Source organism: Bacillus sp. FSL K6-3312 (assembly GCF_038007485.1).
Taxonomy (GTDB): Bacteria; Bacillota; Bacilli; order Bacillales; family Bacillaceae; genus Bacillus; species Bacillus pumilus.
Map to the genome: position 1 here is coordinate 3,341,323 of NZ_JBBOXI010000001.1, position 14,269 is coordinate 3,355,591.

General features: G+C 41.7%; 15 protein-coding genes. 4 read left to right on the forward strand and 11 right to left on the reverse strand.

The window, feature by feature from the left end; genetic code table 11:
* Positions 1-421 precede the first annotated feature (421 nt).
* Positions 422-1,018, forward strand: coding sequence for an ATP-dependent Clp endopeptidase proteolytic subunit ClpP (gene clpP, locus MHI11_RS17630; RefSeq protein ID WP_003212962.1), 597 nt, complete (start codon positions 422-424; stop codon positions 1,016-1,018).
* A 59-nt stretch (positions 1,019-1,077) separates the two neighbouring features.
* On the opposite strand, the gene MHI11_RS17635 is transcribed toward clpP, so the two are convergent.
* Positions 1,078-1,656, reverse strand: coding sequence for an LOG family protein (locus tag MHI11_RS17635; protein ID WP_044139006.1), 579 nt, complete (start codon positions 1,654-1,656; stop codon positions 1,078-1,080).
* 136 nt (positions 1,657-1,792) lie between these two features.
* On the opposite strand from MHI11_RS17635, the gene MHI11_RS17640 reads away from it, so the two are divergent.
* On the forward strand, positions 1,793-2,122 hold the full coding sequence (locus MHI11_RS17640) for a MazG nucleotide pyrophosphohydrolase domain-containing protein (RefSeq protein ID WP_003213115.1): 330 nt from the start codon (positions 1,793-1,795) through the stop codon (positions 2,120-2,122).
* Positions 2,123-2,150: 28 nt separating this feature from the next.
* Here MHI11_RS17640 and MHI11_RS17645 read toward each other — a convergent pair whose 3' ends face one another.
* A complete protein-coding gene (locus tag MHI11_RS17645) occupies positions 2,151-3,773 on the reverse strand; it encodes a SulP family inorganic anion transporter (protein WP_340961849.1) in 1,623 nt (540 codons plus the stop codon).
* A gap of 37 nt (positions 3,774-3,810) precedes the next feature.
* Entirely contained in the window at positions 3,811-4,392 is a 582-nt protein-coding gene (locus MHI11_RS17650) for a beta-class carbonic anhydrase (protein ID WP_065097977.1), read from the reverse strand.
* A gap of 554 nt (positions 4,393-4,946) precedes the next feature.
* Between MHI11_RS17650 and MHI11_RS17655 the strand changes: the two genes are divergently transcribed.
* Both MHI11_RS17655 and MHI11_RS17660 read left to right on the forward strand, forming a co-directional pair.
* Positions 4,947-5,924: a 2-hydroxyacid dehydrogenase gene (locus MHI11_RS17655; RefSeq protein WP_065097976.1), complete on the forward strand. Its 978-nt coding sequence runs from the start codon at positions 4,947-4,949 to the stop codon at positions 5,922-5,924.
* Positions 5,925-6,102: 178 nt separating this feature from the next.
* Entirely contained in the window at positions 6,103-6,597 is a 495-nt protein-coding gene (locus MHI11_RS17660) for a ribonuclease (RefSeq protein WP_376765241.1), read from the forward strand.
* Between the two features lie 50 nt (positions 6,598-6,647).
* Here the strand turns inward: MHI11_RS17660 and MHI11_RS17665 are convergent, their stop codons facing one another.
* From MHI11_RS17665 to MHI11_RS17700, 8 genes are all read right to left on the reverse strand, one after another.
* Positions 6,648-7,391: an arylamine N-acetyltransferase family protein gene (locus MHI11_RS17665; RefSeq protein ID WP_340961851.1), complete on the reverse strand. Its 744-nt coding sequence runs from the start codon at positions 7,389-7,391 to the stop codon at positions 6,648-6,650.
* Positions 7,392-7,430: 39 nt separating this feature from the next.
* A complete protein-coding gene (locus tag MHI11_RS17670; protein WP_044139392.1) occupies positions 7,431-7,688 on the reverse strand; it encodes an HPr family phosphocarrier protein in 258 nt (85 codons plus the stop codon).
* 26 nt (positions 7,689-7,714) lie between these two features.
* Positions 7,715-8,665, reverse strand: coding sequence for a DNA-binding protein WhiA (gene whiA / locus MHI11_RS17675; RefSeq protein ID WP_044139391.1), 951 nt, complete (start codon positions 8,663-8,665; stop codon positions 7,715-7,717).
* A 17-nt stretch (positions 8,666-8,682) separates the two neighbouring features.
* Positions 8,683-9,642, reverse strand: coding sequence for a gluconeogenesis factor YvcK family protein (locus MHI11_RS17680; RefSeq protein ID WP_044139390.1), 960 nt, complete (start codon positions 9,640-9,642; stop codon positions 8,683-8,685).
* Positions 9,643-10,530, reverse strand: coding sequence for an RNase adapter RapZ (rapZ, locus tag MHI11_RS17685; RefSeq protein ID WP_044139397.1), 888 nt, complete (start codon positions 10,528-10,530; stop codon positions 9,643-9,645).
* Positions 10,531-10,569: 39 nt separating this feature from the next.
* Entirely contained in the window at positions 10,570-11,034 is a 465-nt protein-coding gene (locus MHI11_RS17690) for an 8-oxo-dGTP diphosphatase (RefSeq protein ID WP_003213484.1), read from the reverse strand.
* A 358-nt stretch (positions 11,035-11,392) separates the two neighbouring features.
* The gene (gene trxB, locus MHI11_RS17695) at positions 11,393-12,343 is read right to left on the reverse strand and encodes a thioredoxin-disulfide reductase (RefSeq protein ID WP_034620189.1); all 951 of its coding nucleotides are present in this window, start codon (positions 12,341-12,343) and stop codon (positions 11,393-11,395) included.
* A gap of 233 nt (positions 12,344-12,576) precedes the next feature.
* Positions 12,577-13,968 carry a C40 family peptidase gene (locus tag MHI11_RS17700; RefSeq protein WP_065097973.1) on the reverse strand — a complete coding sequence of 464 codons (1,392 nt, stop codon included), beginning with the start codon at positions 13,966-13,968 and terminating at the stop codon, positions 12,577-12,579.
* Between the last annotated feature and the right edge of the window lie 301 nt (positions 13,969-14,269).

Here is a 14,269-nt window from a genome sequence, read left to right on the forward strand (position 1 = left end):
TTGAACGTCAGCATATCAAATTATAAGGGAAATGCTGCAAGAAAGCAATGATATTCTGATGACTTCAAAGAAGAAGCCTGCACCGAAAAGATGCAGACATGTCGACTTATGCGCTTTTAACAGATGCAATAATTTTTCGTTCCATATTTTCATTTACTTCATCCACTGTTTTGACAAGACAAATGATCCCATCAATAAATGGCCAAATGAACAATGTCAACCATCCTAGGAGAAGCATGGTCACTGCATAGCCAAAGTTTTACCATATTTTTTTAAACCTTTTCCATGGTTTAAGAAAAATAATTTTTGGGAAAAATAACATGTGGCTGTCGAATTTTTTGATTGCGTTTTGTTTGACCTTTATTGACCAAAAATGTATCATTGAATTACATACTTACCTAAAAGGTGAAGGAGGAACATTATGAATTTAATACCTACAGTCATTGAGCAAACAAATCGTGGGGAAAGAGCTTACGACATTTATTCTCGTCTTTTAAAAGACCGTATTATCATGCTTGGTTCTGCGATCGATGACAATGTTGCCAACTCCATCGTGTCACAGCTGCTTTTCTTAGAAGCTGAAGATCCAGAAAAAGATATTTCTATCTACATTAACAGCCCTGGCGGTTCAATCACAGCTGGTATGGCCATTTACGATACGATGCAATTTATTAAACCAAAGGTATCAACCATTTGTATTGGTATGGCTGCATCTATGGGTGCGTTCCTGCTTGCTGCTGGTGAAAAAGGTAAGCGTTATGCTCTTCCAAACAGTGAAGTCATGATTCACCAACCACTAGGTGGTGCCCAAGGTCAAGCAACAGAAATTGAAATTGCGGCAAAACGAATCCTTTCTTTACGCGATAAACTGAACCAAGTACTTGCTGAACGTACTGGTCAGCCAATCGAAGTGATTGAGCGCGATACAGATCGTGACAACTTCAAAACAGCGGAAGAAGCACTTCAATACGGACTCATTGACAAAGTCTTGACCCGTAATGCAGAAGAACAAAAATAATATAACAAAACAAACCGTCTGCTCCTCGAACAGACGGTTTTTTGTGGTTGAAATACGCTTTAAGACAGCTCCGTCCATTTCTGCTGAAGAGATGGTGTTTGATAAGAAGCCATCTGCGTGATTAATTCCTCCGGTTCGCTGGAGGCATGTAACAATTGGAGGTGTGATTCATTCGAGAAACCTTCCTGTACACTAAACTTCACCATGTCAATGAGCGGATTGAAATAGTCATTCACTTGATACAAGCCGATTGGCTTTTGGTGAATGCCGATTTGTGCCCAGCATAGCACCTCAAATAATTCTTCATATGTACCAAAGCCGCCTGGCATCGCAATAAATCCATCAGCCAGCTCACTCATTTTCGCTTTTCGTTCATGCATTCCTGTTACCTCGATTAATTCTGTCAGCTCTTGATGCACAACTTCTCCTCTAAAAAGCCCCTTAGGCATAACTCCAATGACTTGCCCGCCATTTCTTAAAACCTCATCTGCAATGGCACCCATCAATCCAATTCGTGAACCGCCGTATACAAGACGGATGTCATGCTCTGCCATATAAGTCCCCAGCTCTACAGCCTTTTCTTTGTAGACGTCCTTCACGCCTGGATTCGAACCAGCAAACACACAAATCGTTTTCATCAAAACAGCTCCATCTCTCTCTATGATTTCTTCACCCACTCATTCTACTATAATTGTTTTTTTAAAAACAACCGCTTCGTCTATATATAGTGTAAAATCAAAAGGTGCACACCATATAAGGAGCTGTATAAAGAGAATGCAAACAAATGAGATGGAGAAATGGATCAAGGATTTTTACAAAAAGAGAAATTGGACAGAATACGGACCGTTTATCCGGTTAGGGTTCCTGATGGAAGAAACAGGAGAACTCGCTCGCGCTGTTAGAGCCATCGAGATCGGACGTGACCGGCCTGACGAGCAAAAACAAAAATCATCTGAGTTGAAGAAAGAACTCGTTGAAGAAATGGGAGATGTGTTAGCGAATCTACTTATTTTAGCCGATCTCTATGATGTCACAGTAGAAGAGATCTTCTCCTCTCATCAACAGAAACTCACAAAGCGTTTTTCAGAACTGAAAAGCACGTGACCACATCGTCACGTGCTTTTTTCCACCTTTATAGCTGCTGTGGTGAGATATCATCTGTTCGTTCAAAAAAATGCTGTTTTCCAATATGATGGAAAAGACCTGTTCGACGCAAAAGCTCTTTCGGCTGTGATTGAAGTCCGACAATCATCAGCTTACCATTATGATGCTTTAACCGGTTGGAGATATTCATCAGCACCGCTTCTGCTGATGTGTCCATATAATTGACTTTATTCATGAGCAGAATGAGCGTTTTTGGCTTTGTCTGAACATGGTCCAGAATCGAATTTTCGAGTGAATCTGTTGTTCCGAAAAACAGCGGCCCTTCAATGGCGTACATACTAATGCCTTGCTGGTCTGTCTGTTTTTCTAAAGCTGCTGCTGTTTCCATCTGGGGAACCGCAACGTTTGGATGAATGCTGGTCGTCTGGCTCATTTTTTTGATGAAAGCGATAAAGGCTAAAATGAGACCTGCGGTGACGCCAATAATCAAATCACCGATGACCGTTAGCAGGAAGGTGACAACAAGTACAAGGGAATCCGCATTTTTCACTTTTACAATATTGATAAACTCTTTTCTCTCACTCATATTCCAAGCAACAAACATTAAAATCGGTGCCATCGCAGCAAGTGGAATCATCGACGCATATGGCGCAAATAGCATTAAGATGAGCAGCACGACGACGCCATGCACAACACCAGAAATCGGGCTTGCTCCGCCATTTTTGATGTTTGTTGCCGTACGGGCAATCGCCCCAGTCGCCGGAATTCCTCCGAACAGCGGTGCCGCCATATTGGCAATTCCTTGCCCAACAAGCTCCTTATTGCTGTCATGCTTTGAGCCTTTCATATTGTCTGCGACCATTGCCGATAAAATTGATTCCACGCCGCCTAAAAGCGCAATGACAATCGCTGGAGGGAGGAGGTAGATCATTTTTTCAATCGTTAATTCAGGAAAAGCAAAGCTTGGCAGCTGACGAGGAATTTCCCCATATGCCGAGCCGATCGTTTCAACTTGTCCTTGGAAAAAGAGAACAGCTAGAAACGTTGAAGCCAATAGACCTAATAGAGCACCAGGTATTTTGGGAATGTATTTTTGTGCCGCCAAAATCACAATAAGCCCAATAACAGCTGTGATGATGGCAAGACTGTTTGCGGTACCGAGATGGACCACAATTTCTCTCATATTGAGGAAAAAGCTTTCATGCTTTTCAACACCCTTTAATCCGAGGAAGTTGGCAATCTGCCCTGAAAAAATAATGACAGCAATGCCAGCAGTAAAGCCGATGATAACCGGACGAGGAATAAATTTCATGAGCTTCCCTAGTTTGAATATCCCGAATAATACAAGCATACACCCTGCCATAAAACCGGCAATGAGTAAGTTTTCGATACCGTATTGGCTGACGATACCAAATAAAATTGGAACAAACGCCCCAGTCGGCCCGCCGATCTGATACTTTGAACCACCAAACAATGAAATCAAAATGCCGGCAACGATGCCTGTGTATAATCCATATTCTGGTCCGACACCAGATGCAATGGCAAAAGCCATGCCTAAAGGAATTGCCACAACGCCCACGACAAGCCCAGCGATTAAATCACGTCTAAATTTTGATGAATCATATCCTTCAAATCTTCCATAAAAACGCATGGTATGTGTTGGCCTCCTTCAAGTATGTGTAGATGATTTAGGTATACTGTGCGTCAATCTGATTATCTTTCACAACGACATCCAGCTTTCCCGTTGCTGGATGAATGACAAGTCCATGAACAGCCACATCACTTGGCATAAGTGGATGCTCTTTGACCAATTTCACACTTTGGGACACGCTCTCTTCAACCGAATCAAAGCCTGTCAGCCATCCCTTTAAATCAACTCCTGAGTTTTTCACAATGCTCAAACATTTCTCTTCAATGCCACGCGCTTTCGCCTTTTCAAGTAAAGGATCTGCCGCAAGACCTGCCATTCCGCATTCATGATGTCCTACAATGCATACCTCTTCTGCCTTTAGTTCATAGATTGCTAGCAGAATACTCCGCATCACACTGCCAAAAGGATGTGTTACGATGGCGCCCGCATTTTTAATGATCTTCGCATCACCGTTGCGCAGCCCCATGGATTGCGGCAATAATTCCAAAAGACGTGTATCCATACAAGTTAATATGACGAGTTTCTTTTCAGGAAATTTCCCCACTTTGTAAGGCTCATAATGTCTCTCTTGTACGAATTTTGAATTGTGCTGAAGAATCTGTTCTAATTTTGATCCCATTTTGCCAACTCCCAATCTTTTTATAAGTCACGTAAGCTCCTGCCTGTCCTCCTTTTCTTTCGTGTGTTCTCAAGCTTAAAGATGAAAAATGATAGAAAAAAAAGAAAAAAATGAGAAAACGATGAGAAGAAATGCGATCATTTTCTCTCATTTACGCTTCATCGCAAGGGGGACGCGGTCTTCCTTTCAATCTATCGTTCTCTGCTCGCCAAAAGACGATGAAATGGTTTAGTAGAAAACGACCTTCCCGTTTAATATGTTTCAAATATAATCATTTTTCTATCAAAAAATCTCGATCTATTTTCCAGTTTGTCAGATAATCTCTCAGAAAAACCGGCTTCTTCATATGTCACATCTCCCATTAGCTGATTTCCACCTAAGTAATAAATGCATCAGATGGCATATAAATAACCTTTTTCACTAAGAAAATGTCTCTCTTTTCCGTTATTTTAGTATATTAAATATTGAGCAGATAACCTTCAAACGTGTTCAGACGAAATGGTTGCTTTATAATAAAAGGAGCAAGATGACCATGTGAAAGGAGCGAGTTGACTGTGACACCACATATTTTTGTCGCCAAACCATTACCTGCCTCATTTGAGGAAATACTAAAGGAACATTGTACATACGAGGTGTGGCAATCCAAAGACCCCATTCCAAAAGATATTTTGTTTCAAAAATTGCAGCATGCTGATGGTCTTTTAACGTCTGGGACGAAAATCGATCAAGAGCTATTAGATCACGCACCAAAACTCAAGGTCGTGAGCAATAACTCTGTTGGCTATGACAACTTCGATATAGAAGTGATGAGGCAAAGAGGCATAATCGGAACGCACACGCCTCATACACTCGATCATACTGTGGCTGACCTTGCATTTTCACTCATTCTTTCCTCTGCGCGAAGAATTGCCGAGCTTGATCGTTTTATCCGTGAGGGGAAATGGACGAAATTTGTACAGGAAGAAGATATCTTTGGCATCGATGTCCATCATCAAACGCTTGGCATTATTGGCATGGGACGAATCGGAGAGCAAGTCGCCAAACGAGCTGCACATGGTTTTGATATGAATGTCCTGTATCATAACCGCAGCCGGAATGAAAAGGCTGAATCAGCATATGGCGCTTTATATTGCACACTTGATGACCTACTAAAGCAAGCTGATATCATTGTGTTGATTACACCGCTGACCGATGAAACGTATCATATGATTGGCGAACGAGAATTGAAGTTAATGAAGCAAACGGCTTTATTTGTAAACATCTCCCGCGGGAAAACAGTGGACGAAAAAAGCCTCATTCAAGCGCTTCAAGAGGGATGGATCAAAGGCGCAGGTCTTGATGTGTTTGAACAGGAACCGCTTCAGGAGAATCATCCTTTCAAAGAAATGAACAATGTCACCCTTGTTCCCCACATCGGTTCCGCTACTGAAACAACGCGGGATCTTATGCTGAAACGAGCCATTCATAATGTGATTCATGGAATTGATGGCAAAGCCCCTGTAGATATTGTGAAGGAGCTTGCTTCATCTTAATCGGAAAAGACGCAGGATTCAGAGCTGCGTCTTTTTATTTATTTCATCAGAAGAATATCAGGAGAAAAGCCTCATTTTAGCAAAGATCCTGTTTCTTTACATTTCCTTCATATTCGGGTGCTATAATATGAGGTAGACAAGCATCAAGAGGACAGCTTCCGATTTCCTTAATAGGAGGATGAAGATGAAAAAAATCAGTTCGGTTTTTACTATGTTTGCTCTGATTGCTGCTATTCTGTTTTCTGGTTTTATTCCGCAGCAAGCCAATGCCGAAACACCACTTACACCGACCGCCACAAATAAAACAGCTTCTATTCAACTGACATCAGATGTTCATACCCTTGCCGTCATTAATACGTTTGATGGTGTAGCAGATTATTTGATTCGCTACAAACGACTGCCTGATAACTACATCACAAAATCACAAGCAAGTGCTCTTGGATGGGTGGCATCGAAGGGAAATCTAGCAGAGGTTGCCCCAGGCAAAAGCATCGGTGGAGATGTTTTCTCTAACCGGGAGGGACGTCTCCCTTCAGCAAGCGGCCGCACATGGCGTGAGGCAGATATCAACTACGTCTCAGGCTTCCGCAATGCTGACCGCCTCGTGTATTCAAGTGACTGGCTCATTTACAAAACAACAGACCATTACGCGACATTCACACGGATTCGATAATCAATCAAAAAACAGCCCCATTTGACGCAGGGCTGTTTTTTTGATGCCACTTATGGCAGCAGGGTTTTCACGTATTCCTCAAAAGGCAGAGACAGCGGTTTTTTCGACACTTCTTCATGTTCATGTATAGTGACATGATCCTCGGTGACGATTACACGTCCTGTTGGTGTGAGCTTTGAAGCAAGTGGTCTTTTGTTAAAAGGAGAGGCTTCATTTTCATAAATCTCCTCTCTCATTTGGACCAATGTAGGCTCACTCACCTCTTCCAATGTAAATGCATAGCCTGTTTCAGCGCCTTCTCCTCTATCTAATTGGAGAAGATGCGTACCTTTTTCAGTTTCTTCTTCTTTGACTCGAAACCGAATAGACGCTCCTTCCACCCATTCTTCAGTAAAGGGTACAGGCTGGAGAGGTAAATTCACACCAAAACCCGCATCAATAAGATACCGTTCGTTTTGATGATTCAACGTCATGGCTACGTGCGTACCATCAATTGCCCATATGCCCGCTTCCTTGTTATACACGGTCCCTTGAACGAGCTGTACAGCGAGTCCTGCCTCATTTAACACATAATATAAAAGAGGATTGAGATCGTAACAAAGACCTCCTCTGCCTCCTTCAAGAAGATGCTCTTTCAATCCTTCTTGATTCAAGGCATAGGATTGTTTGTTCAGCACAGATCTATTTTCAAATGGAAAGGTGTAGGCCATCTTTTTTAATAATACAGGCAGGTCATCAAAGGTGATGGACTGGCCTTCGTATCCGATCTTCTGTAAAAATGCTGATTGCATCATGTTCATTCCCTTCTAAAAAAACTGAGTCTGTGAAGAGACTCAGTTTTCTTGATTGATAAAATCCGTTAACGCATCAATGGCTTCTTGTTCATCCGCACCATCTGCTATCAGTTTAACAGTGACCCCAGAGCTGATCGCAAGGCTCATGAGACCCATAATGCTCTTCGCATTGACTCTTTTTCCGTCCTTCTCTAGAAAGATTTCAGCTCCAAAACGATTCGCTTCCTGTACGAACAAAGCAGCGGGACGTGCCTGCAAGCCTGTTTTCAACTGGATGGTGACCGTTTTTTCCACCATATGATCTGCCTCCCTTTTTCATTCTCCTATTTGAGTGTAACAGCTTGTCCGTTTCGTAATTGTTCTGCAATTTGATCTAGCTTTCTTAAGCGGTGATTAATGCCTGATTTGCTAATCTTGCCACTTTCCACCATTTCTCCCAGTTCCTTTAGCGTGACCTCTTGATAGTCGACTCGCAGTTTTGCAATTTCACGCAGCTTATCTGGCAGAGCATCAAGTCCAATTTTTTCATCAATGAATTGGATGTTCTCGACCTGACGCAGCGATGCACCAATCGTTTTATTCAAGTTTGCTGTTTCACAATTGACGAGCCGGTTCACGGAATTCCGCATATCACGGACGATCCGAACGTCTTCGAAGCGAAGAAGTGAATTATGCGCACCTACAACACTTAAAAATTCGGTAATTTTTTCGGCTTCTTTCATATATGTGATGTAGCCTTTTTTACGCTCAAGTGTTTTACTGTTGAGATGAAATTGGTTCATCAGCTCACAAAGGGCATCATTGTGTTCTTTATATAGTGAAAAAATCTCAAGGTGATAGGAAGACGTTTCTGGATTATTCACAGAACCGCCTGCTAAAAAAGCACCTCTCATATAGGAGCGCTTACAGCACCTTTTCTTTACAAGCTCTTCTGAAATATTGCGCTCAAATACAAAATGCTCACCTAATATTTTCAAATCCTCTAAAATGGTTTTCGCTCGTTCTACCAGTCTGACAATATACACATTATTCTTTTTTAATCTCATTTTCTTACGAACGAGCAGCTCGACTGTGACATCATATTTCTTTTTTAGCAGCGTATAAATCCGTCTTGCGATGGCTGCGTTCTCTGTCTGTATATCTAGAATTAATTTTCGATTAGAGAAAGATAATGAACCGTTCATACGGATGAGGGCAGAAAGCTCTGCTTTTGTGCAGCAGTCCTTCACGTCCAGATTAGTCAGCTCTTTTTTTGTTTCGGATGCAAATGACATCCTTGCCACCCCCATTCCTATTTTTTCTTATGCAACAGGTCGACAAGCAGCGCGGCTACTTTCAGCGTGTCGTGACGAATCACATGCTGGTCGTATGTAATGATTTCCCCAGGGATGACTTCCAGTCCCATTGCCTTGAGTACATCTGTGTCGAACTGTACAGGCTGTGCCTGTTCTTCTGCATATTTTGCTTTGATCTCTTCTGGAATTTCTTTATTGTTCACAAAAATGGTATCAATAAATGGACGAACCATATGATCGTTTAATGCCTGCACATGATCAGCTGCACTGTAGGAAAGCGTTTCCCCTGGCTGCGTCATGACATTGCAAATATACACTTTTTTCGCCTTCGAACGAATCACTTCTTCGCCAATATGCGGTACAAGTAAGTTTGGCAAGATACTTGTATATAAGCTGCCAGGTCCAATGACGATCAAATCGGCTTCACGAATGACTTGAATCGATTCTGGGAGCGGCTCAATCGTATTGGGTGTGAGGAACACTCGTTTAATTCGCTCACCGTAGGTTGGGATTTTTGATTCTCCTGTTACCACTTGCCCATTTTCTAGTTCAGCATGTAGAACAACACTTGAATTCGCTGCTGGTAAGACTTTTCCTCTTACATTTAAGACCTTGCTCATTTCTGTGACGGCATGAAAAAAATCACCGGTTATATTTGTCATGGCCGCAAGAATGAGGTTGCCAAGTGAGTGGCCTGTTAAGTCATTCCCTTTGTTAAAACGGTGCTGAAATAAGTCTTCTACAAGTGGTTCAACATCAGAGAGAGCTGCAAGGACATTTCGAATATCGCCTGGAGGCGGAATATTCAAATCATGCCGCAGTCTGCCTGAGCTGCCTCCGTCATCAGCAACCGTTACAATAGCGGTAATATCCACTGGCTTTGTTTTTAGCCCTCTGAGCAAAACAGATAAGCCAGTGCCCCCGCCAAGAATGACCACCTTTGGAAGTGTCGTCATCTATTTTCTGCTTCTCTTTTCAATGTCCCGGTGAGTGACATGAGTGTAGTAGTCATTTTTAAAATACTCCGATAAGTAGTTCGCTAGCGTCACTGATCGGTGCTGTCCGCCTGTACAGCCAATAGCGATCACAAGCTGGCTTTTTCCTTCTCGTTTATAGGACGGAAGCATAAAGCTGAGAAGGTCAATTAATTTCTCTGTGAATTTTTGTGTCTCGCTCCATTTCATTACATAGGAACGCACTTCTTCATCGTTTCCAGTCTGTGGACGCATGCTCTCAATATAGTAAGGATTCGGCAGAAATCTCACATCAAATACAAGATCAGCATCAATCGGCAGACCGTATTTAAAACCGAAGGACATCACATTCACTGTAAACACCTGCCCTTGGGTCGTGGCAAAGTGCGCGACAATTTTTTCTCGAAGCTGTTTTGGTTTTAAATCCGATGTATCAAAAATCATTTGAGCCCGGCCTTTTAACTCTTCTAACAGATCGCGTTCCATTGCGATTCCTTCGAGCGGCAAACCTGTTGTCGCAAGAGGATGCGAACGTCTCGTTTCTTTGTATCTTGAGACAAGCACCTTATCGTTTGCGTCTAGAAATAATATTCTTGGTGTGATCCAGCCAAGATCACTCATTTCATCTAAGGCTGCAACTAAGCTGTCAAAGAATTCTCGTCCGCGTAAATCCATCACAAGGGCGACCTTGCTCATCTTCGAATTAGAATCCTTCATGAGTTCTAGGAACTTTGGTAAAAGTGATGGCGGCAAGTTATCTACACAGAAGTAACCTAAATCTTCAAAGCTTTGAATGGCAACGGTTTTCCCCGCACCTGACATTCCTGTAATAATCACAAGCTGAATATCTCCTTGTTTGTGCGTATTCATGCCTGCTTCCTCTCCTTCTTTATAAAAACGGTTCATGTATTAGTCTCCTTGAGGGTCTAACCGATAAGCAATCAATTCAAAATCAGGTGTATACGTAAAAGTACCGTGAAGAAGTCCTTTTCCCTTTAGCATGAAATCAAGAATATGGGAATCTCCTGGTGCCATCGGTAAATGCGGCACATCCTTTACTTCATGCCACTTTAAAATGCCTTCCTCTGACTCTGTTACGTTTTTTCCAGTAAATGAATCTGCCATAAAGGTGAACATCATCCACTCTTGAACGATTTGATCGCCTTCTTTTATGATAAAGGTAAAAACACCTTTTAACTGTGGATTTAAAATATAAATTCCTGTTTCTTCTCTATACTCTCGAACGACTGAATCCTTGACCGATTCTCCGCTTTCCATTTTTCCGCCCGGCGCTACCCACCAGCCCCGTCTTGGCTTTTGCAGCAAGAGAACTTGATCTTCGTGATGCAGCACACAATTGGTTACTCGTTGCATCAGCTGTCACCTACTCTTTTATGTCTTTAACTTATTATACAGGTTCATCCTGACTCCCACAATGAACATGCCCCTTCTTCACCGAAATCAGACCGAATTTCGTCTGAAAGGAGTGGCGGGCAATTTTTCTACTCTTTATTTTACAGCAACTAATGGTTCTCCATGCGTCATTTGTGAACATCTCATGAATTTCTGATTTTAAGCAAAAAAAAAGGACACGGATTCTCATCCGTGCCAAACATGTATTCCTTATAAAAGGGGGTCAATTACTAGTTTTATCATAACGGAAAATTGTTTCACCCGTGTTACATTCCAGTTAAAAGCCCATGACGCTATATTAAGGATTTACGACAGCCTTTTATTTCGTTGCTTTGAGTTTTTCAGCAAGCTCTTCTACATAATGCTGTGCGCTTTGTGCGGCAATACTTCCGTCACCTGTTGCTGTCACAATTTGACGGAGTGTTTTTTCACGAATGTCACCAGCGGCGAAAATGCCTTCCACTCTCGTTTCCATTCTTTCGTTTGTTTCGATGTAGCCTTCTTTATTTGTAATGCCGAGATTTTCAAATGGTTTAGACAGTGGCAGCATTCCGATATAGATAAAGGCGCCATCTGTTTTAAAGTCTTCTTCTTCACCAGTCACCGTATCAATCAAAGTCACACTGCCGACTTTACCGTTTTCTTCATTAATTTGTTTAACGGTTTTGTTCCACATGAAGTCGATTTTTTCATTATCAAAAGCACGTGCTTGTAAAATGCTTTGTGCACGAAGCTTATCGCGTCTATGAACGATCGTTACTTTTGACGCAAAGCGTGTGAGGTACACACCCTCTTCTACCGCAGAGTCTCCTCCACCAATGACGACGAGCTCTTTGTTTTTAAAGAAAGCACCGTCACATACTGCACAGTAAGAGACGCCTCGGCCGCCAAGTTCTTTTTCACCTGGTGCACCGATTTTTTTGTATTCCGCACCTGCTGCAATAATGACAGAGCGTCCTTTGTATTCTTTTGAACCGGCTTTGACGATTTTGTACTCTTCACCATCTACGATTTCTTTGATATCGCCATATGCATACTCAGCACCGAATTTCTTCGCATGGTCAAACATTTTATTTGAAAGTTCTGGCCCTAAAATGCTTTCAAAGCCAGGATAGTTCTCGACATCTTCCGTATTAGCCATTTGACCGCCTGGAATCCCTCTTTCAATCATCAATGTTGAAAGATTTCCACGTGATGTATAAACAGCGGCTGTCATTCCGGCAGGTCCCGCTCCAATGATGATCGTATCGTAGATTTTTTCTTCTGACACAACTGTCACTCCCTCTTCAATTGCTGCTAGCATTTCTTATTAGAATGCCCTTGGGTGATGCTTCCATTCATGACAGAAAGCATCCATCCCACTCTTAGTTTTATTCCTTACCCATATCCTATTAAATCTGCGGATAATAAGCGAATCATTTGCTCATATCTTCAAAAAAAGAAAAAGCTTCCTTAAACTGCTGTTTAAGGAAGCCTGTTTACGGTTATATAGTAAGTAATGATTTATTCAACGACTCTTCTTACAACGCCATTGAATGCTTTTTTCCAGTAAACATTGCTCATAGAGTCAACTGAAACACCGCGAGAGCTGTTATCGTTCAAGAATGTACCATTTCCTAAGTAAATACCAACGTGTCCATTTACTTTATACGTATCAAAGAACACAAGGTCTCCGCGTTTCATGTCAGATGCACTTACAGCTCTTCCTTTACCTACAAGCGTATCTGTTGTTGTACCGCCAACTGGTCCAAGGTTGATGCCTGCTGATGCAAATGCCCAGCGAACGAATGAAGAACAGTCAAAACGACGTGCGTCAATATCAGCTTGAGATCTGCCGCCAGCCCATTTATATGGAGATTGTCCAACAATGGTAGAGCCTGTGCTGATCGCACCTTCGATTCCGCCTACGTTACTGCTGACAGGTGATCCACCGCCAGTAGATGGCTTCTTGCTTGGTGAACTGCTGTTGTTGTTATTATCGTTGTTATTTGAAGATCCACTGTTACTGTTATTTGAAGACGGGCTGCTGTCGTTCGTTGAGCTGTTGTCTTCTGCTTGAACACTAGCTTGACGCTGCTGTTGTCTTTGTACTTTTTCTTCTTTAGCTTTTTGAGCTGCTTCTCTTGCTTCTTTTTCAGCTTGTTTTTGAGCAGCGATTGTTGCGTCTTTTTCAGATGCAATGCTGTTAGCCTCACTGTTTAACTCGCTGATTTGAGAAGAAGCACTTCCCTTTTGCTTTTTCACTTGCTTGAATAGCTTGTCTTTTTCATCCAGCTGTTTATTCAAGTCTGTTTGAAGTGTTTCAAGCTTTGTAAGTGTCTTTTGAACATCTTCAAGCTTTGTGTTTAATTCGTTTTCAGACTTTTGAAGCTCAGCTTTGTCTTTTTCTTGCTCTTTAATGATTTCGCTGTCTGCGTTGATGAGTGTAGATACTGCACCTGCACGGCTGATGAAATCGCTAAAGCTTTTCGCTCCTAGTAATACATCTATGTATTTCGTAGAACCGCCGCTTTCTTGAAGCGCACGTACACGCTTTTTCAAGAATTTGTTTCGATCTTCAATACGTTTTTCAGTATCAGCAATGTCTTTTTTGAGTGCATTGATTTCTTTTTTCGTTTGTTCATTTTCTTTTTGTTTTTCTTCGATTTGATCACTTGTTTTTAAAGCTTTCTCGTCAATTTCTTTTAGCTTTAGTGCAAGTGCCTCTTGTTTTGCTTCAAGCTTTGAAAGCTCATCTTTTTTCTTTTGAAGGTTTTTGTTGACCTCAGATTGCTTGCTGTCCAGCTCTTGTTTCTTTTGTTCAAAGTTCTGTGCGTTTGCTTCATGAGTAAATGGGATAAATAAACTGCTCGCTCCGATGACCGAAGCTAAACCGAAAGTAATAAACTTTTTCACGAATAGTTCCTCCTTTGACAATTTCCAAGCGACATGAGAAAGCAGCAAATTCTCTGCGATCAATCTGTGCTATCTATGTCTTTCTTCCTGATTGATCAGTCAGATGTTGACCAGATTGTTTCTATCACTAGGTGTTTCATTATGTATAGTAAAATATCTAAATATATGTCTTTGTTTTAATCCACGATTTTCATTATACATGAGACATCGACAAAATGAGCTAATATTTTTATTACATTTATGTTTCAAAAACATGTCGTGATTGTCATACTTCGCCAAATCCTTGCAAATCCCACCTTTT